The organism is Acaricomes phytoseiuli DSM 14247, assembly GCF_000376245.1.
GTDB lineage: Bacteria > Actinomycetota > Actinomycetes > Actinomycetales > Micrococcaceae > Renibacterium > Renibacterium phytoseiuli.
Window position 1 is genome coordinate 16,296 of the sequence record NZ_AQXM01000059.1, and the last position, 24,751, is coordinate 41,046.

Below are 24,751 nucleotides of genomic sequence, written 5' to 3' on the forward strand. Positions count from 1 at the left end.
GCAACAGTCGCCGTCAGCGGAACTTCGGCGGACGCTTCTCCTGGAAAGCCGCGATGCCCTCCTGGTAATCCTCGGTCTCCGCGATCGCCCCTTGGAGCTTGTTCTCCAGTTCGAAAGCCTCCCAGTAGTTCATCCGCTGATCCCGGATCGCGGTGACCACGCGCTTGTTATCGGCGAGCGCGCCCCGCGGCCCCTCAGCCACCCGGGCGACGATGCCACGGGTCCGTTCGAGCAGTTCATCCGCCGGGAACGCCCGGCTGAACAAGCCCGCCCGGACGGCCTCCGCGCCGCTGATCAGATCCGCGGTGTACATCAGATCCAGGGTCCGGTGCACTCCGAGCCGTTCAACGAAATGCCAGGTCATTCCGGAATCCAGAACCATGGCGAGTTTGGCGAAGGGCGAGCCGATCTTCGCATCCTCGGCCACGTACACCACATCGGCGGCGCTGAGAATACCCAGCCCGGCGCCCAGCGCGGCCCCCTGGCCGGCGGCGAAGCTCGGGGCCGGGAACTCCATGATAGCCCGGATCGCCGGCACGATCTTCTGATCCAGGAAGGCCTCGGCGTCATCGGCGTCCGTGACCACCTCGCCGAGGTCCCGACCCGCGCAGAACGCCCTGCCCTCGGCCCGCAGCAGCAGCGCCCGGATCTCGCCTGCTTCCGCGAGCGTCGAGGCGTGCTCGATGGCAGCTCGGAGTTCTTCCAGCGCTATGGAATCCAGCGCATTCAGTTTCTCCGGGGCGTTGAGCACCACCTCGGCCACTCGGCCGTCGATATGCAGCTCGATCATGGCAACCTCTCAGACGTCGTAGTCGACAGTGACCGACTCACTCGTAGGGCGAGCCTGGCAGGTGAGCACATAGCCGCGCTCCAGTTCATCGGGTTCCAGAGCGTAGTTCTCCTCCATCTCCACGCTACCGCTGATCACCTTGGCCCGGCAGGTTCCGCAGACACCCCCGGCACAGGCGAAAGGCACATCCGGGCGCACTCGCAGGGCGGCGTTGAGAACGGATTCGCGTGCCTGGGCCGGGCTTTTCACCGAGCCCTTCAACCCGTCCAGGGTGAACGCGATATCCACGGTTTCACCGGTATCCTCGGGCACCGGCCGGCCGATCTGGCCCTGCGGCTCACGGGGCGCGCCCGTGCTGAAGAGCTCGAAACGCACCCGGTCGGCGGGCACACCGCGCTCGGCGAGCGCGTCCCGGCACAGCTGAACCAGCTCGAAGGGCCCGCAGAGGAACCACTCGTCCACGGCGTCAACGGGGATCGCTGAGTCTAGGAGCAGTTCCAGCTTCCGGGCATCGATACGGCCGGAGAGCAGCGGCGCTATCCGCTGCTCTCGGGAGAGCACGTGGTGGATTGCGAAACGGGCCGGATAGCGATCTTTGAGGTCTGCCAGCTCCTCCAGGAACATGACGTCCAATGCCGCCTTATTCGCGTACACCAGATCCACCCGGGTCTCCGGGTGCACAGCGAGCAGGGTGCTGGCGATCGCGATGACGGGAGTGATCCCGGAGCCGGCAGCTACCGCGACGAAGCTGCCGCCCCGGCCGGCTGCTTCGAGGTTCTCCGGATGGTTCAAATCGGTGAGTACATTATGCCGCCGGGAGGTGAAAGCACCCGCAGGGCTCATGACTTCCAGGACATCGCCTACGGCGAGCTCGGTATTGGCCCAGGTGGAGAACAGACCGCCGAGATCCTTCTTGATCGCCACCCGGATCTCGCTGCTGCCGTCGGCGAAACTAGCTGGCAACGCGCAGATGGAATAGCTGCGGCGCAGTTCCCGCGGTACGCCCTCAGCATCCGATACCGAGGCGCGCAAAGCCACGTACTGCCCGGGCAGGTAGTCGAAGCTCCCCGCGAGCTCGGCCGGTACGTGGAAAGCTGCTTCGATGGCGTCTGCGGTGAGCCGCCGGATCTGCTTGACCACAAGCGGGTGAAAAGCTGTGCGGCGGCGGGCTGCGCTGGTGGCAGTACCTGCAGACTCTCGAGTAGCGGACATCAGAGCACCTTGAAGTAGTCGAAGGGCTCCAGGCAGTCGAGGCACTGATACAGCGCCCTGCAGGAGGTCGAGCCGAAACGGGTGAGCTCCCGGGTCTTGAGGGAATCGCATTGCGGGCACTTGACGCTCAGGTTCAGCCGCACCGGGTCGCCGGAGGCGTGCTGCGGCGGGGCGATGCCGTAGTCCTTCAGCTTGGCTTTGCCCACCGCGGTCATCCAGTCCGTCGTCCAGGCCGGTGAGAGCACCAGGCGCACCTGAGCCTCCAGACCTTCCCGGGCGAACTCGGCCCGCAAGTCCTCGGTGATCGCATCCATGGCCGGGCAGCCGGAGTAGGTCGGGGTGATGGTCACCAGGACGATGCCATCGGCTCCGATGTCCACGCCGCGCAGGATGCCCAGCTCCGCGATGCTCAGCACCGGGATCTCCGGATCTTTGACCCGCGCCGCGATATGCCACAGCTCCGCAGCGGTCAGCGCCTGGGACGCGGTCACCACGAGGCCCCCGGATGGGCCCTGGCCAGCACCTGCATCTCGGCCAGCAGATACCCCAGGTGCTCGGTGTGCTGACCGGAACGGCCGCCGCCACTGGCCCTGGGCAACTGCGGTGACTGCAGTTCCGCCCGTTCCAGGGCACCGGTCAGAGAAGCGTCAAACTCGGATCGGAAGGAGGCCGGGGCCACCGCCACATCCGCCAGTTCAGCGTAAAGCGGTTGATCATCGAAGAGCTCTTCCAGGTGCGGCCAGACCAGTGCAAGGGCCGCGACCATGCGGCGGTGCGACTCCTCGGTCCCGCGGGCCAGCCGGAGCAGCCACTGGACGGCGTGATCGCGGTGATAGTCGACCTCTTTGACCGCTTTCGCGGCGATCGCCGCGAGTGTGGGGTCCGCGCTGCGCTGGAGCCGGGAGTACAGCTCGTACTGATACCCGGAGATGATGAACTGGCGCGCGATGGTCACCGCAAAGTCGCCATTGGGCTGCTCGATCAGATGCACGGAGCGGAACTGCGTTTCATCGCGCCAATAGGCCAGATCATCCTCGGTCAGGGGCCGCCCCTCGGCAGAGCTGCGCGCTTTCGCCGCATAGCTCAGGAAGGAACGGGCATGGCCGAGCTGATCGAGGGCGATATTGCCCAGAGCCACATCCTCTTCGAGCTCCGGGGCGCGGGAGATCCAGTGCGCCAGTCGCTGTGCCAGGATGAGCGCATCGTCGCCCAGCCAGAGCGCGTACTCCGCTACGGCCTCGGAAGGCGCCCGGTCCTGGGCGGTGATGTCCTCGGGTCGGAGCGCATTGCCGGGCGTGATCCGGGTTGCTGAGTCATGGGCCATATTAGAGGTGCTTCACCCCTTCGCTCTGCGTGTAGTAGGTAGCGTGACGGTAGTCCTTGCCCTGCGGGGACTCGAAGAAAGCGCCTTTGGCATCCGGGTCCGAGGCGACGATGGCCTCGGCCGGGACCACCCAGACGGAGACGCCCTCGTTGCGTCGGGTGTACAGATCCCGGGCATTGCGCAGGGCCATCGAAGCATCGGGGGCGTGCAGCGACCCAGCGTGGACGTGGGAGAGCCCACGGGAAGAGCGCACGAAGACTTCCCAGAGCGGCCAGGACTGCTGAGATTTTAGTTCCGCGTTCATGCCGCCCCCATTTCAGCGAGCTCGCCAGCACGATCTTGATCGACGCTCTCGCGCGCAGCATAGGCGGCAGCCGCTTCACGCACCCAGGCGCCGTTCTCATGCGCCTGCCTGCGGCGCTCCAGGCGCTGTGCGTTGCAGGGGCCGTTCCCGGCGAGCACTGCTTTGAACTCCGTCCAGTCGAGGGGGCCGTGCTGCCAGGTATCGGCCTCCGCGTCGAAGCGAATCTCATCATCCGGCAGAGTCAGCCCGAGCACCTGGACCTGCTCCGCGATCATGCCTACGAAGCGCTGGCGCAGTTCGTCATTGGAGAAGCGCTTGATGTTCCAGGCCATGGACTGTTTGGAATTCGGCGAATCATCGTCCGGCGGGCCGAACATCATGAGACTCGGCGCGTACCAGCGATTCACCGCATCCTGAGCCATCTGGCGCTGCGCCGCAGTGCCACGGGCGAGTTCGAGCAGGATCTCGAAACCCTGGCGCTGGTGGAAGGACTCCTCTTTGCAGATCCTTACCATGGCCCGCCCGTAGGGCCCGTAGGAGGCGCGGCACAAGGGGACCTGATTGCAGATCGCGGCACCGTCGACCAACCAGCCGATAGCACCGACATCGGCCCAAGAAAGGGTCGGGTAGTTGAAGATGCTGCTGTACCTGGCTTTTCCGGCGGTCAGCTCCTCTGTCATCTGCTCTCGCGGCGTTCCGAGGGTCTCTGCTGCAGAGTAGAGGTACAGGCCATGACCGGCTTCGTCCTGCACTTTGGCCATCAGGATCGCTTTGCGCTTGAGGCTCGGAGCACGGGAGATCCAATTGGCCTCGGGCTGCATGCCGATGATCTCGGAGTGCGCGTGCTGGGAGATCTGCCGGGTCAGGGTCTTGCGGTAGGCCTCCGGCATCCAGTCCCGGGGCTCGATCCTGGAATCCGCAGCGATCAGCCGATCGAAGACTTCCTGAGCTACCTGATCAGTACCAGTATCGGGTTCTTGCGCCATTGCCACTCCCTGGATTCGCACGTCAGCGCCTCAGCCACGATCACCGACTTACTGAACGTTCATTCAGTATATCGTACTCGATGCCCGCTTCTTCGCTACCGTGGAGACCATGCATTCCGAAATCACAGAGGTCACCGAGATCGCCCCTCAGCCGCCTATCGCTGCGCGGATCCCCACACCCCGCAGCCATCACGGCGACACCTTCATCGATGACTTCCAGTGGCTGAGCGATCCGGAGAACCCTGAGGTCCTGGCGCATCTGCAGGCCGAACAGGCCTATGCCGAAGCGCTCACCGCAGACCAGGAGCCGCTGCGGCAAGCCATCTTCACGGAGATCAAGAACCGCACCCTGGAAACCGACCTCTCCGTCCCCCACCGCCGTGGCGACTGGTGGTACTACCGGCGCACCGCCGCCGGCCAGCAGTATCCGATCCACTGCCGGATCCCGGCAGAATCCTCAACCGAACCTTCCAGCCTGGTCAGCTGGACGCCTCCCGTCATCGATGCCGAGCAACCGGACCCGGCGGAGCAGATCCTCATCGATGGCAATGCCGAAGCCGAAGGGAACCCCTTCTTCTCGCTAGGCGATCTGACGGTCAGCCGAGACCAGAACCTGCTCGCATATTCTGCGGACCACCGCGGTGACGAGCGGTTCTCCTTGCGCATCAAAGACCTCCGCAGCGGTGTACTGCTCCCCGACCGGATCGACAACGTCTTCTACGGGGCCGCTTTCTCCCCGGACGGCACCGAGCTCTTCTACACCGTGGCGGACGACTCCTGGCGCCCGCACCAAGTCTGGGCGCACCGCCTGGGCTCCAGCACTGAGCAGGACGAGCTGATCTTCCAGGAGGATTCCCCGGGGATGTGGCTCAGCCTGGATCTGGCCGCGGACCGCCGCTCCTTGCTGCTGACCATCAGCTGCTCCGAATACTCAGAAGTCCGGATCCTGGATTTCCAGGACCGCGAAGCCGGCCTGCGCACCGTCATCAGCCGGGAAGAACGGATTCTCTACGAGGCCGAACCGGTGCTCACCTCCGCCGGACGCGCCCTGCTCCTGACACATAACCGGCACGCCCGGAATTCAATGGTCTCTCTGCTGCCCTGGACGGATCTCGGCCGGCCACTGGCCGATCAGCACTGGGATACGGTGCTGCCGCACGATGAGGCCGTGCGCGTCTATGGGGTCCAGGTCACCGCGAGCCACGCCATCGTCTCGCTCCGGCGGAACACCACGGAAACCGTGTTGCTCTTCGACCTGAGCGATCTCTGCGCACCACCGACCACCCCTGAATTCGATGAGGCCCTGAGCACCGTGAACCTGGCCGGAGCCGAATACCAGGCACCGGTGATCCGACTCCAGTACACCTCATTCCTGATACCGCCCAGAGTCTACGATTACGTCCTGGAAACCGGTGAACTGCTGCTGCGCAAAGAAACCCCGGTGCTGGGCGGATACCAACCTGCCGACTACATCGCCGAGCGCGAGTGGGCCGCCGCAAACGACGGCACGCTGGTGCCGCTCTCTGTGATCCGGCGGGCCGACCTCGAACCCAACGGACAGAACCCGGCCGTGATCTACGGGTACGGCAGTTACGAAGCCAGTATGGATCCGGGCTTCTCCATACCGCGCCTGTCCCTACTGGACCGCGGCATTGTCTTCGTGATCGCACATGTGCGCGGTGGCGGCGAGCTCGGCAGGGCTTGGTACGAAGACGGAAAGAAACTGGCGAAGAAGAACAGTTTCACCGACTTCCTGGCCACCGCGGACTGGCTGGCGGAATCCAGCTGGGCTGATCCAGCCAGGATCGCCGCAATGGGAGGCTCCGCGGGAGGTCTGCTCATGGGCGCGGTGCTGAATCTGGCACCGGCTAGATTCACCGCGGTGCTGGCGCAGGTGCCCTTCGTCGACGCTCTCACCACGATCCTCAACCCGGAGCTACCGCTTTCCGCCCTGGAGTGGGAAGAATGGGGCAACCCCCTCGAAGACCCCGAGGTCTACCGCTACATGAAAAGCTACTCCCCCTATGAGAACGTCCGGGCCACGGATTATCCGAAGATCGCAGCGGTGACCAGCCTCAACGACGCCCGGGTGCTCCCGGCGGAACCGGCGAAATGGGTTCAGGAGCTGCGGCGCACGGGAACCGGCGAGCAGCCGATCATTCTCAAAGTGGAAATGGAAGCCGGCCACGGCGGCGCCTCCGGCAGATACGCCGGCTGGCAGGCCCGCGCCTGGGACTACGCATTCCTGATCGACGCGCTCGAGGCCCCTCGAACCATCAGCTAACTCGAGCTCCCCCACTCCTGCTTTCCAGGGTCTTCCGAGGGAAAAGCCAGGGTGCATCAAGCCTGAACTGAGAATCTCTGAACATTTCCTGTCCATGCGCTGTGGTTAGGGAGGGATTTCCTGAGCAGTCACATGGAGAGGAACTTTACCGATGCTTTTCCGTCATCTATCCGCACAAGCGGCAAGCATTCTGGCGATCGCCGCTCTCGCGATCGGCGGCCTCGGCCCGGCGAGTGCCGCCACCGCTGCCGGCACTGCACAGACAAATAAGCAAGCAGCTTATGACGGGACGACGATCACCCCGGTGGGCTATTCCGTCGTCAATGGCCAGCCCGATCTGAGCACGCCGCTGGACGCCTCCGGGCTCACCGCCCCTGTTGGGTACACCTCCGTGGCGGCGAACTTCATGACCGCCGAGTCCATCATCGGCCCGGATAACCGGCGGCAGATCAAGAACACCCGCGGAGTGCCGTACCGCGCGGTGGCAGAGCTTTCCGGTAACTCTCTTTCCGGCTGCACCGGCTGGCTGATCTCCGCCGACACCATGGTCACTGCCGGGCACTGCGTGTTCAGCGCCGCCAGCGTCAGGTGGACCACCAACTTCGAGGTTCGACCCGGGCGGAACGGTGACCAGACACCTTACGGCTCATGCCGCCCCAACCAGGTGTGGACGGACCAGCGCTGGGTCTCGGAGCGGAACTGGGTCTACGACTGGGCAGTGCTAAAACTCGATTGCAGCGTGGGCCAGCAGACCGGGTGGTTCGGATTCCGCACCGCAAGCGACGCGAAGCTCAAAGGGCTGCCCGTCACAGTGACCGGCTACCCAGGAGACAAACCGCTCGGCACGATGTGGAGCGATAGCAATAAAGTTGCCTCAGTCACCCCGGCGAAGGTCTTCTACCCGGTGGATACCATGGGCGGCCAGAGCGGCTCCCCGGTCTACGACTCAAACCGACAGGCCGTCGCCATTCACAACTACGGCACCAGCGCCAGCTACCCGCAGAACAGCGGCACCCGGCTCAGCCCACAGCTGTTCAGTACCCTGGCGAGACTCAAAGACCGCTGAGCAGTTCCGTCCGCAGCATCCCGTAGATCGCCTCCGAGGTCCACTCGCCCTTGAGATACATGTTCTCCCTCAGCGTCCCCTCATGCTGCATGCCCAACCGCTCACAGAGTCGCGCCGAAGCTGTATTGGCGGCATCGAGCCGGGCCTGAAGCCGGTAGAAGCCGAGCCGCTCGAACGCCAGGTCGCAGAGTGCCCGCGCCGCTTCGGTCGCATAGCCCTTACCTCGGGCTTCCGGGGCGAAGATCCAGCCGATCTCGCCCACCAGACCGTGCTGTTCATCGCCACCTTCGTCCCATTTGAGGTCCACGCTGCCCAGAAGCCCCGGAGCGTGTCGAAGTTCTACCGCAAAAACCGCCCACTGGCCGGGCCTGAGCGGTTCCTCCTGACTCATCCGGCCCACCCGCTCCATGCTCTGCGCCAGACTCCGTGCTTCATTGAGCAAGTAACGCGCGGTCTGCGGCAAAGATTCGTAGGCGTGATAGGCAGCCAGGTCTTGCGGAACGAAACGGCGCAGCAATAACCGCTCAGTACGCAGCGGGTAAGGGATCTCGATCATGCCCGCAGGCTATCAAGCAGTTCAGGAAGTAGCGATCAGGCCCGCAGTGGCTTCGGCGATGGCGCGTTCCTCGTCAGTCGGGATCACCAGTAGCGGAATCGACGAATCCGGAGTGCTGATGACCCGCGGCTGCTTCGACCGTTCCAGATTGAGCTGCTCATCCAATCGAATGCCGAGGGCCTGCAGGCGGTCGGCGACCAGCTTCCGGTACACCGGGGAATTCTCACCGAGCCCAGCGGTGAAGACCAGCGCCTCAGCGCCACCCACGGCGATGTGATACGCGCCGATGTACTTCGCAAGCCGGTAACTGGAGAGTGTCAGGGCCGCGATCGCCCGCTCGTCACCGGCCTCGGTGGCAGCCTCCACCTCACGCATATCATTACTGCCGGCAAGCGCCAGCAATCCGGATCTGCGGTTGAGCAGAGCATCAATCTCTTCCGCCGAATACCCTTGCTGGCCCAGGAACACCAGGATCGACGGGTCCACATCCCCACTGCGAGTGCCCATGACCAGGCCTTCGAGCGGGGTGAACCCCATGGACGTATCAACGCTCTGGCCATCCCTGATCGCAGTCACCGACGCGCCGTTGCCCAGATGCGCGATGATCCCGCGGAACCGGTCCAGCGGAATATCCAGGAACTCGGCCGCGCGCCGAGAGACGTATTCATGGCTGGTGCCATGGAAGCCGTAGCGGCGGATTCCGTGCTGCTGATAGAGCTCATCCGGAATCGGGTACCGCCAGGCGTGCTCGGGCAACGTCCGGTGGAACGCCGTATCGAAGACCGCAACCTGGGGCAGATCAGGCCACCTTTGCGCAATCGCACGGATGCCCAGAACATTCGCCGGGTTGTGCAGCGGAGCCAGCGGGCTGAGCTGCTCGATGGCCGGCAGGTTCTCCTCATCGATCAGCACGGGCTCACCAAAGCGCTCCCCGCCGTGCACCACCCGGTGCCCAACCGCCTCAAAGGGCAGCTCCGCGGACTCTTCAGACTCTTCTGACTCACTCCCGACAGCCGCTTTAAGCCGTCGGGCCGCCAGGTCCAGAGCCTGCGTATGGTCCGCGGCTTCTCCTCCCGGCTGGCCGATCTTCTCGATGACGCCCTCGTAGAGAGCACTGCCCGCGGTGACATCGCGCAGCTGATACTTGAGCGAAGAAGACCCTGCGTTGATCACTAAGACTTTCATCGTTCCCCTACCTCACTGCCCTGCGCCTGGATCGCCGTGATCGCCACCGTGTTGACGATATCCTCCACGGTGCAGCCCCGGGAGAGATCGTTGATGGGCTTGCGCAGCCCCTGGAGTACCGGCCCCACGGCCACTGCCCGGGATGACTGCTGCACGGCTTTGTAGGTGTTGTTTCCGGTGTTCAGGTCCGGGAAAATGAAGACCGTGGCCTGGCCTGCTACCTGGGAACTGGGCAGCTTCGATGCCGCGATCGAAGCATCGGCGGCGGCGTCGTACTGGATAGGCCCTTCGACGGCCAGATCCGGACGGCGCTGGCGGACCAGTTCCGTAGCACGCCGGACTTCCTCCACTGCAGCCCCGGAACCGGATTCCCCCGTGGAATAGGAGAGCATGGCCACCCGAGGGTCCACGCCGAACTGCTCAGCGGTCTGCGCCGAGGCGATCGCGATGTCGGCGAGCTGCTCTTCATTCGGTTCCGGGTTGACCGCGCAGTCGCCGTAGACCAGCACCCGATCCGGCAGAAGCATCAAGAACACCGAAGAGACGATGCTGACCCCCGGTGCGGTCTTCACAAATTCCAGCGCCGGACGGATGGTGTTCGCGGTGGTGTGCGCAGCACCTGAGACCATGCCGTCCACCTCGCCGAGCTGAACCATCATGGTCCCGAAGTACGAAGGCTCCAGCATGACTTCCCTGGCCCGGACGATATCAACTCCCTTGTGGGCGCGGAGCTTCGCGTACTCTTCCGCGAAGCCCGGGTACAGCGGGCTTTCCGCAGGGTCCATGATCTGAATACCGCTCAGGTCCACACCGTGGTTCGCCGCGAGCTCGCGGACCTCGGTCTCCTTGCCCAGGATGGTCAAATCGCAGACGTCGCGCCGGTGCAAGATCTCAGCCGCGCGGAGAATCCGCGCATCCTCGCCCTCGGGGAGCACAATGTGCTTCCGGTCGGCCCGCGCCTTCTCGATGAGCTCATGCAGGAAGCGCAGCGGCGTCATCCGCACCGGCCGTGGGATATCGATGCGTTCCAGCAGCTCCGCCTCATCGACCTGGCGGGACCACGCGCCGAGGGCAGCTGCTACCTTCCGGCGCTGCGGGGACCAGATCTCGCTGCGCACCTCGCTGACCCGCTGGGCCGTCGTGTAAGTGTCCTCGGCGGTATCGAACACCGGGAAGGGCGCTTGCGCGAGCAAAGGGTAGATATGCGCGTCCGGAACCAGGCCGCCGGTCAGGATCAGACCCGAGGGCACCGGGAACTCGGGCGAGAACGTCGAGGCGAGCGTGGCCACCATGACATCGGCCCGATCCCCCGGCACGATGACCAAGGCACCGTTCTCCAGGACGTTGAGGAAATTACCGACGCTCATCGCTGCGACTTTGATCGACTCCGCATCGCGTTCGTGCTCCGGGCTTCCCGCGATCTGACGCAAGCCCAGGTTCGCCGCTACTTCACCCACGGTGGGCCTAGCGATCTCGGGAATCTCGGGGAGGATGTAGACGGGTTTTCCGGAGGCTCCAGGCCGCAGCGAGGAGGCGATATCCGGGATCTGCTCGGGGGCCGCCCGATTGACCATCATCGCCAGCAGCGTGCAGCGAGCGTCGGTCAGTTCTTTGCGCGTGACGTCCACGGCATCGGCGACTTCCGTCGTCGTGCGCCCCTTGGCGCTCACCACGGCGAGCATCACCGCTCCGAGATTATTCGCCAAGCGGGCGTTGAGGCCGAACTCGACGGCAGCGTCCTGGCCCATCAGATCGGTGCCTTCGACGATCACCACATCGACTTCACGGGCGATCTCGGCGTACATCGCGACGCAACGGGAGTCGATCTCCTCGCGCTGGCCGGCTGCCAGCAGGGACCTCGCCTCCCGGGCTGACATTCCAGCCCGGCAGACCTCTGGAGACAGATCGAAAGTACGGGCCATCATCTCCACCATGGGATCCGCCGAGACCTCGTCGGATTCCACGATAGGTCGGAAGAAGCCGATCCGGTCTGCGCGCCGGTGCAGCGCATCGGCCAGGCCGAGCGTGATAAGGGACTTCCCAGAACCTGGCATGGCTGCGCTGACATAAATTCCCTGAGCGGCCTTCTGCGCTACGGTTTCGTCTCGAGTCACTATCCCACACCCCGTTTGCTTGGCTTTGCCTGGCGCTACGGCACTTGCATAACAGAACCGAGTGCCGTGCGGAACTCCTCTCACTATCCTGTCAAAATCGGAGGGCGCAGCAGGAATTTTGTGAGCAAGGACTCGCTCAGCCCACTGCTATCCGGGACTGCAGTCGCCGTTGTTAGCCAGCAGACCCACCAGGGTGTCCGTATCCCCCAGTTCCGCCAGACGCTGCAGACGCTCCTGGGTGATCGGCGGCCCACTCGGGCTCGGGCTGGCCCCTGAGGTAGGCGATGGAGAGGCGCTACTCGCTCCGTTAGTGCTCTCCGCTGATGCGCTCGCCGAGGGGCTGGCCGTCGCCGTGGGGTAATTCGGATCCAGCAGCTCTTTGACCTTGCTGCGGATCTCCGAAAAATCCGGGTACGTAGAGAAATTGACGCCAAAATCGGGTGGCCCCAAGGTGAGCCGTTTCACCGGCTCGTTCTGGGATTTGATGGCCAGGTCGAGGAAGGTGCTCAGCTGTTCCGTGGTGATATCCGATTCCATGATCTGCTGACCGGCTTTAGCCAGTTCACCGAATCTGGTGAGCACTTTGAGCGGGTCCATCTGCTTCACCATCGCCTGGACCACGCACTGCTGGCGCTGGCTGCGGGCGTAATCAGTGGTGTACTCCCGGGACCGGGCGTACCACAGCGCCTGATACCCATCCAGAGTCTGCACCCCCGGAGCGATCCACCCCTCAGGAGGCAAATGCGTACCGTAATTATCCAGCGCCGCCCCACTGATCGGCACCCAACCCCCAGCATTGATCTTGACTCCACCCATCAGATCAATCAACTGGGAGAAGTTCGCCATATCAACGATGACATAAGCCTGGATCGGCAGGCCGAGGATGCCGCTAGTGGCGTCCATCATGGCCTGGGCACCCGGGTCTTTTTCACCCGGGTAGAGATTCTGATAGTTCTGAGTGACTTCGGTGTACAACGAGTTGATGATGCAGTTATCCCCGCAGTTATAGCCCTCCGGGTAGATCTGATTCATCGGCGAAGACGCCGGGAACGGAGCGTTCTGGAAATTCCTGGGAATCGAAACCGTGGTCGCCTGACCACTCTGAGCATCCACACTGACCACGATGATGCTGTCCGGCCGGCGCCCCTCCCGGTCCTCCCCAGCATCCCCGCCCATCACCAAAAAGTTATACCGGCCATCCACCGGCTGGAGATAAGGAGTCATGGGGTCCACATCCGCCCCGGATGGGCCCAGGAAGATGTTCCCCAACGCGTCCCGGCTGATGTTGACCAGATTCGCCGCATAGGCGCTGACTCCGCTGGTCAGCAGCATCAGGGGCACTAGGAGCAGGGCCATCAGCGTCTTTAAGCGAGGCTTCTGCTTGCGGAAGGCGAAGACCCAGAAAAGGCCCAGGTAGGTGATGAGGTACCACAGCGCCAGTGCGATGAGCCCCAGCATCAGAAAAAGCGAGCGCATGGGATGCGTCAGCAGGGCGATCGCCCACGCCCGACTGATCAGGGTGGAGATCAGGATGTATCCACCCAACGCCCAGAAAATGGCGGGAATCACGAGGAAGATCCAGCGCAGCGAACTGGTGCTCCGCAGGAAAATTGGTATCCCGGGGAGGGCCACGTTGAGCAGGGCCGGCCCAATCATGCGGCGGAACCGCGAGGGGTGATCGGATGAAACCAGGTGCCGCGGGCTACTGTGACGGGCCGAACGTCGGCTCAAAATAGTTTCGGTCAAGGCATTGATCTCCCAGAGTAAAAGATGCCGAAGCAGTGTTAGGAGTACATCATGCCAAACACTTGCTGAGAAGCAACTCAGCAAGTGTTCCAGATCACGCAGTAAGCGGCAATGCCTCCACAGGTTAGAACCGGGGTCACTACCCTTCACCTTGACAGGTAGCGCTTCTACCGATTACCTGAATGAACATTCGGTCATGTGATCAGGAAGAACCAGCCAGAAGGAGAACGAGGATGTCCCTTCTACCGTCTGCTGCCGAGGGCGCTGAGCACTGGCCTGTCGAGCGGATCAGGCAATGGCAGCTAGAATCGCTGCGCGCCACCTTGGCTTACGCCTACCAGCGCGTCCCGCTGTATCAGCGGAAATTCGATGCCATCGGCATCCGTCCGGAAGACCTGCGAACCCTGGCCGATCTCGAGCACTTCCCGTACACCAGCAAAAAGGATCTGCGCCAGGAATACCCCTTCGGTATGTTCGCAGTGCCGCAGGACCAGATCTGCCGGGTGCACGCATCCTCCGGCACCACCGGCAAGCCGACAGTGGTCGGGTACACCCGGGGCGATCTGCAGAACTGGGCTGAACTCGTCGCCCGCTCTCTGCGTGCCTCCGGCGCACGCCCCGGCGATAAGATCCATATCGCTTACGGCTACGGCCTTTTCACCGGCGGCCTCGGCGCCCACTACGGGGCCGAGGCGCTGGGCGCGACCGTCATACCGATGTCCGGAGGCCAGACCGAACGGCAGATTCAGCTGATTCAGGATTTCCAGCCGGAAGTCATCATGTGCACTCCCACCTACCTGCTGACCCTCATGGATGCCATGCAGCATCAGGGCCTGGATCCGCGCCGGACCTCACTGCGCTATGCGATATGCGGAGCAGAGCCCTGGACCGAGGAGATGCGGGCTGAGCTCGAAGCCGGCCTGGATCTGAAGGCCTGCGATATCTACGGGCTGTCGGAGGTAATGGGGCCGGGCGTCGGCGGCGAGTTCGCGCAGACCCAGGACAGGTTCCATCTCTGGGAAGATCACTTCCTGCCGGAGATCGTGGACCCTTATGCGCCAGAGGCCCCGGGTGCGGTGTTGCCCGATGGTCAGAACGGCGAGCTCGTGTTGACCACGCTGAGCAAAGAAGCGCTGCCGCTCATCCGCTACCGGACGAAGGACCTCACCCGGTTACTTCCGGGTACAGCACGCCCGGGGATGCGCCGGATGGCGAGGATCAATGGGCGCACGGACGATATGATCATCGTCCGCGGGGTCAATCTCTTCCCTTCGCAGGTCGAGGAGCTGGTACTGCGGAACCAGGTGCTGAGCCCCCATTTCCAGCTGGAGCTGAACCGCCCGGCGGACAGCCGGATGGATCAGCTCACGGTGCGCGTGGAGTCGCGCGGGAGCACGACTCCGGAGCAGGATGAATCCGCGGCCGCCCTGCTGGCCGAGCAGATCAAAACGCATATCGGCTCTACCGCGGTGGTCGCCGTCGTCCCTCCGGAGAGTCTGGCGAGGTCCAATGGCAAGCTTCGTCGCGTCTATAACCTGCGCACCGAGGAAGGAAGCACATGACCATGGTGAGCCCCGGTGAACGATTGGTCCGACGCGGCAGGCCCGGCTATGACCAAGACACAGTCCTTCAAGTCGCCGTGACGGTTTTCAACGAGCACGGCTATGAGGCGACATCCATGGGTCTTCTCGCAGACCGGTTGGGAATCTCCAAATCGGCGATCTACCACCATGTGGATTCGAAGGAGTCACTGCTTCAGCTGGCTCTGGAAAAAGCCCTCGGCAGCCTGGAATCGCTGCTGGCGGCGGAGACCGGCGCGGATCTTCCCGCCACGCAGCGGCTGGAACGGCTCCTGCGTGGAACCGTTCTGGCCCTGATCGAGCAGCTGCCGTATGTCACGCTTCTGCTCAGGCTGCGTGGCAATACCGAGATGGAGCGCAAGGCGCTCAGGCGGCGGCGCGACTTCGACCGGACGGTGGCCGCCCTGATTCGCGAGGCCCAGCAGGAGGGCGAGCTGCGCGGTGATCTAGACCCCCGGGTAGCAGAGCGGTTGATCTTCGGCACGGTCAACTCCGTGGTCGAGTGGTACCGGCCCGATGGCGAGCTCGACGCGGAAGAGCTGGCGGATCAGGTGCTCGCGATGATCTTCAACGGGCTCCGGAGTGCAGACGCCCCGGCGACACTCCGGCAAAGCCATTAGACGGCTAGGCTCGCTTCCGTCTCCGCGCTCACTCTCGCTTGGGTCTTGGCGACCAGTGTGAGCACATCGTAGGTCGCCACGATCTCATCGTGCTGGTTGTGCAGAACAGCGTCCCAGCGCACTTCGCCGTAGTCCTGGTCCTCGCGCGGGGTGATCTGCTTGGCCGTGAGCGTCACCCGGAAGGCATCGCCGGCTGCCAGCGGGGTGATGAACCTGAGATTCTCCAAGCCGTAATTCGCCAGCACCGGCCCCGGTTCGGGGTCGACGAAAAGCCCCGCGGCCCAGGAGATGAGCAGATAGCCGTGTGCCACGATGCCGGGGAAGAAAGGGTTCGCCGCCGCAGCCTCGGCATTGGTGTGCGCGTAGAAAGTGTCCCCCGTGCTGGCCGCGAAGTCGCTGACATCCTGCAGGCTCACCTCGCGCAGCGGCGAGGCGTAGGCATCGCCGAGGCGCAGCTCGGCGAGCGATTTGCGGAAAGGGTGCGTTTCCCCGAAGCGGCGCTGCGCCCCTGGATGCCACACCCCAGTCACCGCGGTCAGCACATCCGGGGAGCCCTGAACTGCGGTGCGCTGCATATGGTGCCGTACCGAGAGCATGCCGCCGAGCTCTTCGCCACCGCCTGCCCGGCCGGGGCCACCGTGCAGTAGATGCGGCACGGGTGAACCGTGCCCGGTGGAGCTGTGCGCATCATCGCGGTCCAGTACGAGTACCCGTCCGTGATGCGCAGCGATGCCGCTGACCAGGTACTGGACGATCAGCGGGTCATGGGAGCAGACCGTGGCGACGAGAGATCCCGCCCCCCTGGCGGCTAGGTCGAGGGCTTCATCGAGACTGCGGTAGCCAAGCACCGAGGCCACCGGCCCGAAAACCTCGATCTCATGCACCGCCGCAGTCGTTGGCTCCGGCCAGGTCAAGAGCACCGGCGACATGAAAGCGCCTCCGGGCGCATCGCCTTCGCTGCCGTCCTGCCGGATCACGGCGGGGGCCTCTAGGGAGCCGTAGACGATTTCTCCGCCCGCGGCCACCATGGTGCGCACTGCGGCTCGCACATCGGCGAGTTGGTCCAGGGAAGCCAGCGCGCCCATGGTCACCCCGGGGGCTCGGGGGTCACCGAGCCTCACGCGCTCCTGAAAGCTGCTGGAGATCGCCGTGATCACCGACTCCCTGAGCTGTTCCGGGACGATAAGCCGCCGGATGCTGGTGCACTTCTGCCCGGCTTTAGCGGTCATCTCGCTGACCGCGGAACGGACGAAGGCGTCGAATTCGGGCGTTCCTGGCACGGCATCCGGGCCGAGGATGGCAGCATTGAGGGAATCGGTCTCCGAGGTGAAGCGGAGCCCGCCGCTCACCACCCGCGGGTGCTCTTTGAGCCTTCTCGCGGTGCTCGCCGAACCGGTGAAGGCCACTAGGTCCCGGTAATCGAGGTGGTCCAGCAAGTCACGGGCAGCTCCAGAGATCAGCTGCAAGGAGCCATCAGGCAGGAGGCCCGATTCAAGCATCAGCCGCACCGCTGCTTCGGTGAGGTATCCCGTAGGTGTCGCCGGTTTGACGATGCTGGGCACCCCGGCGAGGAAAGCCGGGGCGAATTTCTCCAGCATCCCCCAGACCGGGAAATTGAAGGCATTGATCTGCACCGCGACGCCGGGGATCCGGGTGTAAATATGCTCGCCGAGGAATGAGCCGTCGCGGGAGAGCACTTCGAGCGGGCCGTCGATCATGACCTTCGCGTTGGGCAGCTCCCGGCGCCCCTTGGAGCCGAAGGTGAAGAGCACCCCGACACCGCCGTCGATATCGATCAGGTGATCCTTCTCGGTGGCACCGGTGCGTGCGGAGATCTCGTTGAGCTCGGCTCGGCGCTCGTTGAGGAAGATGGCGAGCTGCTTGAGCAGCAGCGCGCGCTGGTGGAACGTCAGTTCGCCCAGATTCCGCTGCCCCAGACCCCGGGCGTAGGCGATGGCCCCGGGCAGGTCCGCGCCTTCGGCGCTGACCCTGGCGATGGGCTCTCCCGTAGTCGCGTCCCGGGCCAGCGGAGCATCCGGGGCTGCGGATTCCGGGGCCCACCACTGGCCTTGGAAATATGAGGGCAGGATCGCCAACTCGGAGCTGGCGGCGGAGAGCGAGGTCATCAGCGACGTCCTTCCGTAGGCGGTGCCGGAACAGGGCCGGAACGAGACTCCAGCAAGTCTACCGAACGAACGTTCAGTAAGTAAGTTGTTATGGTGTCTTTCTTCTTCCAGCGCCAGGCGGCAGTAGCGTAGTGCCCATGGAAACTACCGGACCATGGCGGATCACCCTGGGTGAGCTGGACGAGAAAATGGGCGTGCGGATCATCGAAGAATCGGCGGAGCGGATCGTGGCGACCATGCCGGTAGCCGGGAACCGCCAGTCCTTCGGGCTGCTGCACGGCGGCGCATCCCTCGCCGTCGGTGAAGCCGTCGGCTCCTGGGCTGCGGTGATCCATGCCTCGACCCTCGGAAAAACCGCGGTTGGGGTTGATGTCTCCGCCACTCATCACCGCAGCGCCAGAGAAGGCCTGGTCACGATCACGGCGACGCCCCTGCACTTGGGAAGCTCCTTGACCAGCCATCAGGTACTGATCACCGCTGAGACCGGTGAACGGTTATGTACCCTGCGGATCAGCAACCTGCTCCTGGATCCACCGGGCAAATCAGACAAGCCGCCGGTCCGCGCAGACTCTGAGGGCTCTTCAGCGAGATGCTAAGCGGTGCTGCAGGCCGGCGCGGACCGAGGGCCACTCATGCGGCAGGATGGAGAAGACCACGACATCCCGCACGGCCTGCTCCCCCCGATCCGGCATATTCCGCAGTGCGCCATCCTGTCGGGAACCCAGCCGGGCGATCGCGGCCCGGGATTGATGGTTGTGCCATGAAGTTCGGAATTCCACAGCGACGCAGCGCAGCGTCTCGAAGGCGTGCTCCAGGAGCAGCAGCTTCGATTCCGCGTTGATCCCGCTGCCCTGGGCACTGGCTGCGGTCCAGGTGGCACCGATCTCCAGCCGAGGCAGCGCAGCGTCGATATTCATATAGGTGGTCATCCCGACCATCTTGCCGTCACTGACCCGGCGGGCCGCGAACGGCAGCATCGTCCCTTGTGCCTGGAGGGCCAGGCGGCGATCGATCTCCGCGCGCATCTCCTCCGGGCTGAGAACCGAGGTGTACCAGAGCTTCCAGAGCTCACCATCGCGCACCGCCGCCGTCAGATCATCGTGATGATCCCGGGAAAGCGGCTCGAGGCGGACCAACCGGCCATTCAGAGTTATCGGTGTTATCGCTGTTAGCGCACCGGAACCCGAGGACGCAGCCTCAGGCGTGCTCGCCTCTGCCGTCACCAACTGAAGAATCCTTGACCACTTTTACGGCCCAGTTCCCCACGCACCACCTTGTCCCGGAGCAGCTGCGGCGGGTCGAACCGAGGGCCCAGGGTCGCGGCAAGATACTCCGCGATGCCCAGCCTGACGTCCAGGCCGACCACATCGGAAGTCCGCAGCGGCCCCATCGGATGCTTGTAGCCCAGCTCCATGGCGGCATCGATATCCTCCGCTGAGGCCACGCCGGCTTCCAGCATCCGCATCGCTTCCAGGGCGATAACCAAACCAAGCCGTGATGACGCGAATCCCGGTGAGTCCTGCACGGTGACAACGCGCTTCCCGAGAGCCTCGCACCAGTGCTGCGCCGTCCTGACGAGTTCCGGGCCACTGCTCTCGCCCACCACGACTTCGATGAGTTTCGACGCCGGCACCGGGTTGAAGAAATGCAGACCCAGGAATCGTTCCGGAGTGCGGAGCACCGCCGCCAGGGCGTCGATAGATAAAGACGACGTATTGCTGGCCAGCACCGCAGCCCTGGCGGTGGCTTCTTCGGCGCAGCGCAGTGCGTCCGCCTTGAGGCCGAAATCCTCGGGAACGGCTTCGACCACCAGAGCAGAGCCTTCCAGGAGGTCCGGCTCGGAGCCGATGCGCAAGCCCGTCATGACGGTCTCCGCCGGCAGCTCCAGCAGGCCCCGTTCCGCGCTCTTGGCGACCGCCTGCGCCACCCGTTCATACGCCGCGGGCACAGCGGCTGCATCCGCTTCAACCACAGAGACCGTGCAGCCGTGCGTCAGGAAAGCATGCGCGATTCCCGCTCCCATGCGGCCACCCCCGATCACACCGATGCGCTCGGGAAGCCGCTTAGGAACTGCTGCTGCCATCTCTTCCACCGTCCTCGTCAGCCGTGCCTTGAGTCTTCTGCCGCCGCTTAGCGAGGAAAGCATCCATCCGGGCGAACTTGGCCTCGGATTCGAAGAGCACGGCCTGCGCTTCCAGATCAGCCCGCGGGTGCTCTGTCCGAGGGGCCTGCATAACTGATTTGGTGAACTGCACGGCGAGCGGATCCTGCGCCAGAATCCGATCCGCGAGCTCCTCGGCGGCGGGCAGCAGCTGCTCCGGGGTGTGCAGACTGGAAAGCAGCCTCGCCGCGAGCGCTTCCCTCCCGTCCAGAATCCGCCCGGCCAGCAGGATCTCTTTCGCCAGGGGCTCACCGACCAGCTCCGGCAGCCGCCAGCAGGCACCTGCGGCAGCGATGATGCCCAGCGAAGCCTCCGGATTGCCGATGCGCACCGCTTCGGTGCCTATCCGAAAATCAGCGGCGTAGGCCAGTTCTGCACCGCCGCCGAGCACATAGCCGTCAAGCGCGGCGATCACCGGCATGGGCAGTTCCGCGATGCGCAGGAAGAGCCTGGTGTTGATGCCTTTGAGCGCGTCCTCAAGGCGCCGCTCGCGCAGTTCGGCGATATCCGCACCAGAGGCGAAGACCCCTGAGCGCCCCTTGGCCTCGGCATCCGCTGCCGTCCCGGTGAGGATCAGAACCCGGGGCTCGTGCTCCAGGAGTCCGCAGACCCGGTGGAGTTCGTCCACCATGGTCTGATCGATGGCATTGCGGACCTCTGGCCGGTTGAGCCGAACCAGGAGCCGCCCGGGGCGCTCGTCAACGAGCAGCGTCCGAAACGGGGCGGCGGGTGACCCAGCGGTTCGACTCATGCCCGCTCCAGCAGCAGCGCGGTGCCCTGGCCCACGCCGACGCACATAGTGGCCAGGCCCAGTGCAGCGCCCTCGCGCTCCATCCGGCCGAGCAGGGTGACCGTGATCCGCGCTCCGGAGGAGCCCAGCGGATGCCCCAGGGCGATGGCGCCGCCATCCGCGTTGACGCGTCGCGGGTCCAGGCCGAGCCTTCGGATGCAGGCTAGTGCCTGGCTCGCGAAAGCCTCGTTGAGTTCGACGGCACCGATCTGATCGATGGTCGTGCCGGTGCGAGTCAGCACTTTCTCCGTGGCCGGCACGGGGCCCAGGCCCATGAGCTTGGGCTCCACTCCGGCAGCAGCCGAGCCGAGAACCCTGGCCCGCGGTGTCAGCCCGAATCGCCGCACCGCCTGGTCAGAGGCGATCAGGACCGCGGCGGCACCGTCATTGAGCGATGAGGCATTGCCCGCGGTCACCACGCCCTCTGGACGGACCACGGGCCGCAAGCCGGCGAGCGCAGCCAAAGAGCTGTCCCGTCGGGGGCCCTCATCGGCGCTCATGGTCACGGTCGTTTTTCCGGACCGGACGTCCACGGGCAGGATCTCCGCGCTGAACCGCCCGGCATCCATGGCGGCCACTGCTCGCTGATGCGACTCCAGCGCGAATTCATCGGCCTGCTCCCGGGTGATACCGTCCAACGCAGCGACTTCCTCAGCGGTTTCCGGCATCGATAACGTCTCTTCGGCGCTGAACCGCGGGTTGGTGAACCGCCAGCAGATAGAGGTATCGAAGATCTCCCCCGGTTTGGCGAAGGCCTTCTCCGGTTTGGCCATGACCCAGGGGGCTCGGCTCATGGACTCCACTCCGCCGGCGAGCACGAGATCCGCCGCTCCGGCCTGGATCATCTGCGCGGCCAGGCTGATCGCGCTCATCCCCGAAGCGCAGAGCCGGTTCACGGTGAGGCCCGGCACGGACTGCGGGAGCCCGGCGAGCAGCAAAGCCATCCGGGCGATATTGCGGTTGTCCTCGCCGGCCTGGTTGGCGTTGCCGAGGATGACTTCGTCGATGGCTTCCGGGTCCGCTCCAGCGCGTTCGACAACAGCGCGGAGCACCGTGGCGGCCAGGTCGTCCGGCCGGGTACCGGCTAGAGCGCCGGCGTATCTGCCGATAGGTGTGCGTAGACCATCAACCAGAAACGCCTCGCTCATTGTGCCCTCCGCTCTGCGGAACCAAAGGATTTACTGACCGCTCGTTCACTAAAACTCTATCAATATGGCACACCGCCCCGGGGCGGTCAACGATCAGCGCAGTCGATGCCCGGGGCTCTGCACAGCCGGGCAGCCGCGATCAGCTCCACAGTTTGCCCAGGCTACCGAGCGCCATCCACCCCAGGAAGAGCGAGATTGCCCAGCCCGCGACACCGGCGATCAGCAGCCACCGCGGATACCGGTACCCGCCCAGCAGATCCCTACGGAACCAGGCAGCCCAGAGGATCACGGTGAATCCGATCGGTAGCACTAAACCGTTGAGCGCACCGGCCAAGATCAGCAGCGTGGGCGGCGCCTGGTTGATCAACAGGAAGATTCCCGTAGAGACCACGATGAATCCGCAGGTAATCAAGCCGCGCCGCCGGCCTTCTCCTCGCAAGCGCGCGCTCAGGAAGGACACCGAGGTGTAGGACGCACCGATCACACTGGTGATCGCCGCCGCCCAGAGCACGGCGTCGAAAAGACGCAACCCGAGCTCCCCGGCCGCGGCCTGGAAAGCCGTGGCCGCCGGGTTCTCGGCCGCCAGCGTCACTCCCCCGACTACAACGCCCAGAACCGCCAAGAACAGCAGCACCCGCATGATGCCGGTGACGATGATGCCGGTGACCGACGCCCCGCTGATCTGCCGGATATTCTGCACTCCAGTGGTCCCGGAGTCGATCAGCCGATGCGCTCCGGCATAAGTGATGTAGCCGCCGACGGTCCCGCCGATGAGCGTGGTGATGGCCAGGAAGTCGATCTCTGCGGGAAATACGGTCTGCCGCAAGGCCTCTGCAAGCGGAGGCTTGGAAACGATCGCGGTGTAGCAGGTGAGCAGGATCATCACCAGACCCAACACCACGACGATCCGGTCCAGGGCAACGCCTGCCCGGCGCACCAGGAAAATGGCGATCGCCACGGCTGCCGTGATGGCCCCGCCGACTTTAGCGTCGACACCCAACAAGGCGTTCAGGCCGAGCCCGCCCCCGGCGACATTGCCCACATTGAAGATCAGACCGCCGAAGGCGATCAGCGCGGCGAGCACCCAACCGACACCCGGCAGGATCTTGTTTCCGAGCTCCTGAGCGCGCAGACCGGAGACACCGAGCACACGCCAGACGTTCATCTGCACCGCGATATCCACCACGATGGAGATCAGGATGGCGAAGGCGAAAGCCGCGCCGAGAGAAGCCGTGAAAACAGTGGTCTGGGTGATGAAGCCGGGGCCGATGGCCGCGGTCGCCATCAGAAACATCGCCCCCAACAGCGCCGAGCGCGCCGGCTTGCCTGCTGGATTCGCCCGGGGCGGTTCCCCCGGTTCTACCGTGTCCCACCGTTGCGGACATCGCTCATCGCACCGCCGCTGGGGCGAGCAGGATCAGCTCCCGCGTCTGCTCCGCGACATTCTGGCGACTAGCCCGGAACTGCTCACTGCTTCCGGTGCTCTGTGTACCGGTGTAGCTCAGGACTGGCACATGGAGGTGCCCGCCCGCGATGTCATCACGGCCCAAGCCTTCACGCAGGCGGTTGACCCGGTACATGCTCTCGTTGGAGAGGTAATCGCCGCCGCTGCCGGCCCGGGCGAAAGCGTCCTCCGCGGGAACGCCCTCCGCGCAATTCACATCGAGGCGCTCCGGAGTAGAAGATGAGCAATAGGACTGCCGGAAGTTCACCGGATACGGGCCAGTGGGCACGGCCTGCATCTGGGCCGCGGGCAGGGTGGTGTTGATGAACTGCGGACTCTGCCGGGTCTGCGGCCAGCCGGCTGCCGGCGGCACTTCCTGCCGATACCCCTGAGCAACGCCTTCGTTGAGATTATCGACTGATCCACCACGCCATACTCCGGCCCAGCGCTCGATATCGAATCGGTTCCCGCCCTGGCTGATCGTCATCGCGATCTGCGCGTTCGCCGGACCCTGCTGCAGTTGAGGGCCGTAAGCGTCTTCGACAATGCCCGCATCGAACCCTGACCAGGTTACGGGGAGCATCACCGCTTGCACCTGAATAGGACCTTGCGGGGTATCCAGCACCCGGCCTGAAAGCTGCAGGATCGCCGCTCCTGAAGGGTTGGCCATGCTGAGTCTCGAGTCCAGGAGGAAGGGATCGAAACCGCTGATCATGACCTTGGCCACTCCCGGATCAGCCGTGAAACCAAGCTCAGAAAGCCCCCTGGAGGATCGCTCGAATTGATCGAGTAGCTCATTGAGTCGAGGCAGGGCCAGCGGATTCTGCGCGACCCAGCTCTTGATCGTCATGCGCATCGACAGTCGAGCCCAGTACAACCCGTGATCCTCGTAGCGGTCGCCATCGTACTGGGGATTGCGGCCCTGGGCGTTATCGAGCGCTGACTGCCACAGCCCCCGGCCCGCTGCTTCGAGCCTCTGCTCGATAGTCTGTGGAGCCGCCGTGGGGAGCTGCGCGGCGAACGCATCGACAACGGGCTGCAGACCACTCTGGCGGATGATCTGCTGCGAGTAGGGTTCCGCGGCTCCCGGAAGAGGTGTGCTGAGCCGAGCTTCTTCCACATTGGGCAGCAGAGTGTCCTGCAAACGGGCTCCCTGAGCGGCCGGAACGGCAGTGACGAGCGCGCCTAGAAACATCGTCATCGCCAGACCGCTCACCATCAGGCTTCTGGCGCGTCTGGGCCGAGACCCGCTAGCATTTCGGTTCCTTCGGATCATCTCGGTTTCCGCCCCCTCGTCGTGACTTCATCTTTGCAG

At 64.5% G+C, this 24,751-nt stretch carries 22 protein-coding genes; 5 read left to right on the top strand and 17 right to left on the bottom strand.

Annotation, left to right across the window (positions count from 1 at the left end; translation table 11 throughout):
* Positions 1-13 precede the first annotated feature (13 nt).
* From C501_RS0107725 to paaA, 6 genes are read right to left on the bottom strand one after another with little or no spacing between them, the layout of a single operon-like run.
* Positions 14-790 carry an enoyl-CoA hydratase/isomerase family protein gene (locus C501_RS0107725; protein WP_018135054.1) on the bottom strand — a complete coding sequence of 259 codons (777 nt, stop codon included), beginning with the start codon at positions 788-790 and terminating at the stop codon, positions 14-16.
* Positions 791-799: 9 nt separating this feature from the next.
* Complete coding sequence (gene paaE, locus C501_RS0107730) at positions 800-2,002, bottom strand: 1,2-phenylacetyl-CoA epoxidase subunit PaaE (RefSeq protein WP_026174735.1); 1,203 nt, start codon at positions 2,000-2,002, stop codon at positions 800-802.
* On the bottom strand, positions 2,002-2,496 hold the full coding sequence (paaD, locus tag C501_RS0107735; protein WP_018135056.1) for a 1,2-phenylacetyl-CoA epoxidase subunit PaaD: 495 nt from the start codon (positions 2,494-2,496) through the stop codon (positions 2,002-2,004). The genes paaE and paaD overlap by 1 nt, the downstream gene beginning before the upstream one ends.
* The gene (gene paaC, locus C501_RS0107740) at positions 2,490-3,326 is read right to left on the bottom strand and encodes a 1,2-phenylacetyl-CoA epoxidase subunit PaaC (protein ID WP_018135057.1); all 837 of its coding nucleotides are present in this window, start codon (positions 3,324-3,326) and stop codon (positions 2,490-2,492) included. The genes paaD and paaC overlap by 7 nt, the downstream gene beginning before the upstream one ends.
* A 1-nt stretch (position 3,327) precedes the next feature.
* Entirely contained in the window at positions 3,328-3,630 is a 303-nt protein-coding gene (gene paaB / locus C501_RS0107745; protein WP_018135058.1) for a 1,2-phenylacetyl-CoA epoxidase subunit PaaB, read from the bottom strand.
* Complete coding sequence (gene paaA, locus C501_RS0107750; RefSeq protein ID WP_018135059.1) at positions 3,627-4,616, bottom strand: 1,2-phenylacetyl-CoA epoxidase subunit PaaA; 990 nt, start codon at positions 4,614-4,616, stop codon at positions 3,627-3,629. The genes paaB and paaA overlap by 4 nt, the downstream gene beginning before the upstream one ends.
* Positions 4,617-4,725: 109 nt before the next feature.
* Here paaA and C501_RS0107755 point away from each other — a divergent pair, with 109 nt between their 5' ends.
* The gene (locus C501_RS0107755) at positions 4,726-6,900 is read left to right on the top strand and encodes a S9 family peptidase (RefSeq protein ID WP_018135060.1); all 2,175 of its coding nucleotides are present in this window, start codon (positions 4,726-4,728) and stop codon (positions 6,898-6,900) included.
* 151 nt (positions 6,901-7,051) lie between these two features.
* Positions 7,052-7,966 (top strand): trypsin-like serine peptidase, encoded by a 915-nt coding sequence (locus C501_RS12845; protein WP_018135061.1) that lies wholly within the window; start codon positions 7,052-7,054, stop codon positions 7,964-7,966.
* Here C501_RS12845 and C501_RS0107765 read toward each other — a convergent pair.
* From C501_RS0107765 to C501_RS0107780, 4 genes are all read right to left on the bottom strand, one after another.
* Positions 7,953-8,522, bottom strand: coding sequence for a GNAT family N-acetyltransferase (locus C501_RS0107765; protein ID WP_018135062.1), 570 nt, complete (start codon positions 8,520-8,522; stop codon positions 7,953-7,955). The two genes, C501_RS12845 and C501_RS0107765, sit on opposite strands and share 14 nt — an antisense overlap.
* 21 nt (positions 8,523-8,543) lie before the next feature.
* A complete protein-coding gene (locus C501_RS0107770; RefSeq protein ID WP_018135063.1) occupies positions 8,544-9,707 on the bottom strand; it encodes an acetate/propionate family kinase in 1,164 nt (387 codons plus the stop codon).
* Positions 9,704-11,821 (bottom strand): phosphate acetyltransferase, encoded by a 2,118-nt coding sequence (pta, locus tag C501_RS0107775; protein WP_281098869.1) that lies wholly within the window; start codon positions 11,819-11,821, stop codon positions 9,704-9,706. The genes C501_RS0107770 and pta overlap by 4 nt, the downstream gene beginning before the upstream one ends.
* Positions 11,822-11,968: 147 nt before the next feature.
* A complete protein-coding gene (locus C501_RS0107780) occupies positions 11,969-13,477 on the bottom strand; it encodes an LCP family protein (RefSeq protein WP_018135065.1) in 1,509 nt (502 codons plus the stop codon).
* Positions 13,478-13,800: 323 nt separating this feature from the next.
* On the opposite strand from C501_RS0107780, the gene C501_RS0107785 reads away from it, so the two are divergent.
* On the top strand, positions 13,801-15,129 hold the full coding sequence (locus C501_RS0107785) for an AMP-binding protein (RefSeq protein WP_018135066.1): 1,329 nt from the start codon (positions 13,801-13,803) through the stop codon (positions 15,127-15,129).
* Positions 15,126-15,767 carry a TetR/AcrR family transcriptional regulator gene (locus C501_RS0107790; protein WP_018135067.1) on the top strand — a complete coding sequence of 214 codons (642 nt, stop codon included), beginning with the start codon at positions 15,126-15,128 and terminating at the stop codon, positions 15,765-15,767. The genes C501_RS0107785 and C501_RS0107790 overlap by 4 nt, the downstream gene beginning before the upstream one ends.
* On the opposite strand, the gene paaZ is transcribed toward C501_RS0107790, so the two are convergent.
* Positions 15,764-17,893: a phenylacetic acid degradation bifunctional protein PaaZ gene (paaZ, locus tag C501_RS0107795; protein WP_018135068.1), complete on the bottom strand. Its 2,130-nt coding sequence runs from the start codon at positions 17,891-17,893 to the stop codon at positions 15,764-15,766. The genes C501_RS0107790 and paaZ overlap by 4 nt on opposite strands.
* Positions 17,894-18,030: 137 nt before the next feature.
* Here paaZ and C501_RS0107800 point away from each other — a divergent pair, with 137 nt between their 5' ends.
* Positions 18,031-18,489 (top strand): hotdog fold thioesterase, encoded by a 459-nt coding sequence (locus C501_RS0107800; RefSeq protein WP_018135069.1) that lies wholly within the window; start codon positions 18,031-18,033, stop codon positions 18,487-18,489.
* On the opposite strand, the gene C501_RS0107805 is transcribed toward C501_RS0107800, so the two are convergent.
* From C501_RS0107805 to C501_RS12855, 6 genes are all read right to left on the bottom strand, one after another.
* Positions 18,475-19,029 (bottom strand): GNAT family N-acetyltransferase, encoded by a 555-nt coding sequence (locus C501_RS0107805; protein WP_018135070.1) that lies wholly within the window; start codon positions 19,027-19,029, stop codon positions 18,475-18,477. The two genes, C501_RS0107800 and C501_RS0107805, sit on opposite strands and share 15 nt — an antisense overlap.
* An 83-nt stretch (positions 19,030-19,112) precedes the next feature.
* A complete protein-coding gene (locus C501_RS0107810; RefSeq protein ID WP_043568598.1) occupies positions 19,113-19,976 on the bottom strand; it encodes a 3-hydroxyacyl-CoA dehydrogenase family protein in 864 nt (287 codons plus the stop codon).
* Entirely contained in the window at positions 19,957-20,805 is an 849-nt protein-coding gene (locus C501_RS0107815; RefSeq protein WP_018135072.1) for an enoyl-CoA hydratase/isomerase family protein, read from the bottom strand. Before C501_RS0107815 ends, C501_RS0107810 begins: the two co-directional genes overlap by 20 nt.
* The gene (locus C501_RS0107820) at positions 20,802-21,992 is read right to left on the bottom strand and encodes a thiolase family protein (RefSeq protein ID WP_018135073.1); all 1,191 of its coding nucleotides are present in this window, start codon (positions 21,990-21,992) and stop codon (positions 20,802-20,804) included. The genes C501_RS0107815 and C501_RS0107820 overlap by 4 nt, the downstream gene beginning before the upstream one ends.
* 139 nt (positions 21,993-22,131) lie before the next feature.
* Positions 22,132-23,286: an NRAMP family divalent metal transporter gene (locus C501_RS12850; RefSeq protein ID WP_018135074.1), complete on the bottom strand. Its 1,155-nt coding sequence runs from the start codon at positions 23,284-23,286 to the stop codon at positions 22,132-22,134.
* Positions 23,287-23,380: 94 nt separating this feature from the next.
* The gene (locus C501_RS12855; protein WP_018135075.1) at positions 23,381-24,655 is read right to left on the bottom strand and encodes a C15 family peptidase; all 1,275 of its coding nucleotides are present in this window, start codon (positions 24,653-24,655) and stop codon (positions 23,381-23,383) included.
* Positions 24,656-24,751: the final 96 nt, after the last annotated feature.

Excerpts from the sequence above, each read along its gene's own strand:
- C501_RS0107725 (WP_018135054.1), bottom strand. The coding sequence starts at position 790 with ATGATCGAGCTGCATATCGACGGCCGAGTGGCCGAGGTGGTGCTCAAC.
- paaE (WP_026174735.1), bottom strand. The coding sequence starts at position 2,002 with ATGTCCGCTACTCGAGAGTCTGCAGGTACTGCCACCAGCGCAGCCCGC.
- paaC (WP_018135057.1), bottom strand. The coding sequence starts at position 3,326 with ATGGCCCATGACTCAGCAACCCGGATCACGCCCGGCAATGCGCTCCGA.
- paaB (WP_018135058.1), bottom strand. The coding sequence starts at position 3,630 with ATGAACGCGGAACTAAAATCTCAGCAGTCCTGGCCGCTCTGGGAAGTC.
- paaA (WP_018135059.1), bottom strand. The coding sequence starts at position 4,616 with ATGGCGCAAGAACCCGATACTGGTACTGATCAGGTAGCTCAGGAAGTC.
- C501_RS0107755 (WP_018135060.1), top strand. The coding sequence starts at position 4,726 with ATGCATTCCGAAATCACAGAGGTCACCGAGATCGCCCCTCAGCCGCCT.
- C501_RS12845 (WP_018135061.1), top strand. The coding sequence starts at position 7,052 with ATGCTTTTCCGTCATCTATCCGCACAAGCGGCAAGCATTCTGGCGATC.
- C501_RS0107765 (WP_018135062.1), bottom strand. The coding sequence starts at position 8,522 with ATGATCGAGATCCCTTACCCGCTGCGTACTGAGCGGTTATTGCTGCGC.
- C501_RS0107770 (WP_018135063.1), bottom strand. The coding sequence starts at position 9,707 with ATGAAAGTCTTAGTGATCAACGCAGGGTCTTCTTCGCTCAAGTATCAG.
- C501_RS0107780 (WP_018135065.1), bottom strand. The coding sequence starts at position 13,477 with ATGATTGGGCCGGCCCTGCTCAACGTGGCCCTCCCCGGGATACCAATT.
- C501_RS0107785 (WP_018135066.1), top strand. The coding sequence starts at position 13,801 with ATGTCCCTTCTACCGTCTGCTGCCGAGGGCGCTGAGCACTGGCCTGTC.
- C501_RS0107790 (WP_018135067.1), top strand. The coding sequence starts at position 15,126 with ATGACCATGGTGAGCCCCGGTGAACGATTGGTCCGACGCGGCAGGCCC.
- paaZ (WP_018135068.1), bottom strand. The coding sequence starts at position 17,893 with ATGACCTCGCTCTCCGCCGCCAGCTCCGAGTTGGCGATCCTGCCCTCA.
- C501_RS0107800 (WP_018135069.1), top strand. The coding sequence starts at position 18,031 with ATGGAAACTACCGGACCATGGCGGATCACCCTGGGTGAGCTGGACGAG.
- C501_RS0107810 (WP_043568598.1), bottom strand. The coding sequence starts at position 19,976 with ATGGCAGCAGCAGTTCCTAAGCGGCTTCCCGAGCGCATCGGTGTGATC.
- C501_RS0107815 (WP_018135072.1), bottom strand. The coding sequence starts at position 20,805 with ATGAGTCGAACCGCTGGGTCACCCGCCGCCCCGTTTCGGACGCTGCTC.
- C501_RS0107820 (WP_018135073.1), bottom strand. The coding sequence starts at position 21,992 with ATGAGCGAGGCGTTTCTGGTTGATGGTCTACGCACACCTATCGGCAGA.
- C501_RS12850 (WP_018135074.1), bottom strand. The coding sequence starts at position 23,286 with ATGTTTCTGATGGCGACCGCGGCCATCGGCCCCGGCTTCATCACCCAG.
- C501_RS12855 (WP_018135075.1), bottom strand. The coding sequence starts at position 24,655 with ATGGTGAGCGGTCTGGCGATGACGATGTTTCTAGGCGCGCTCGTCACT.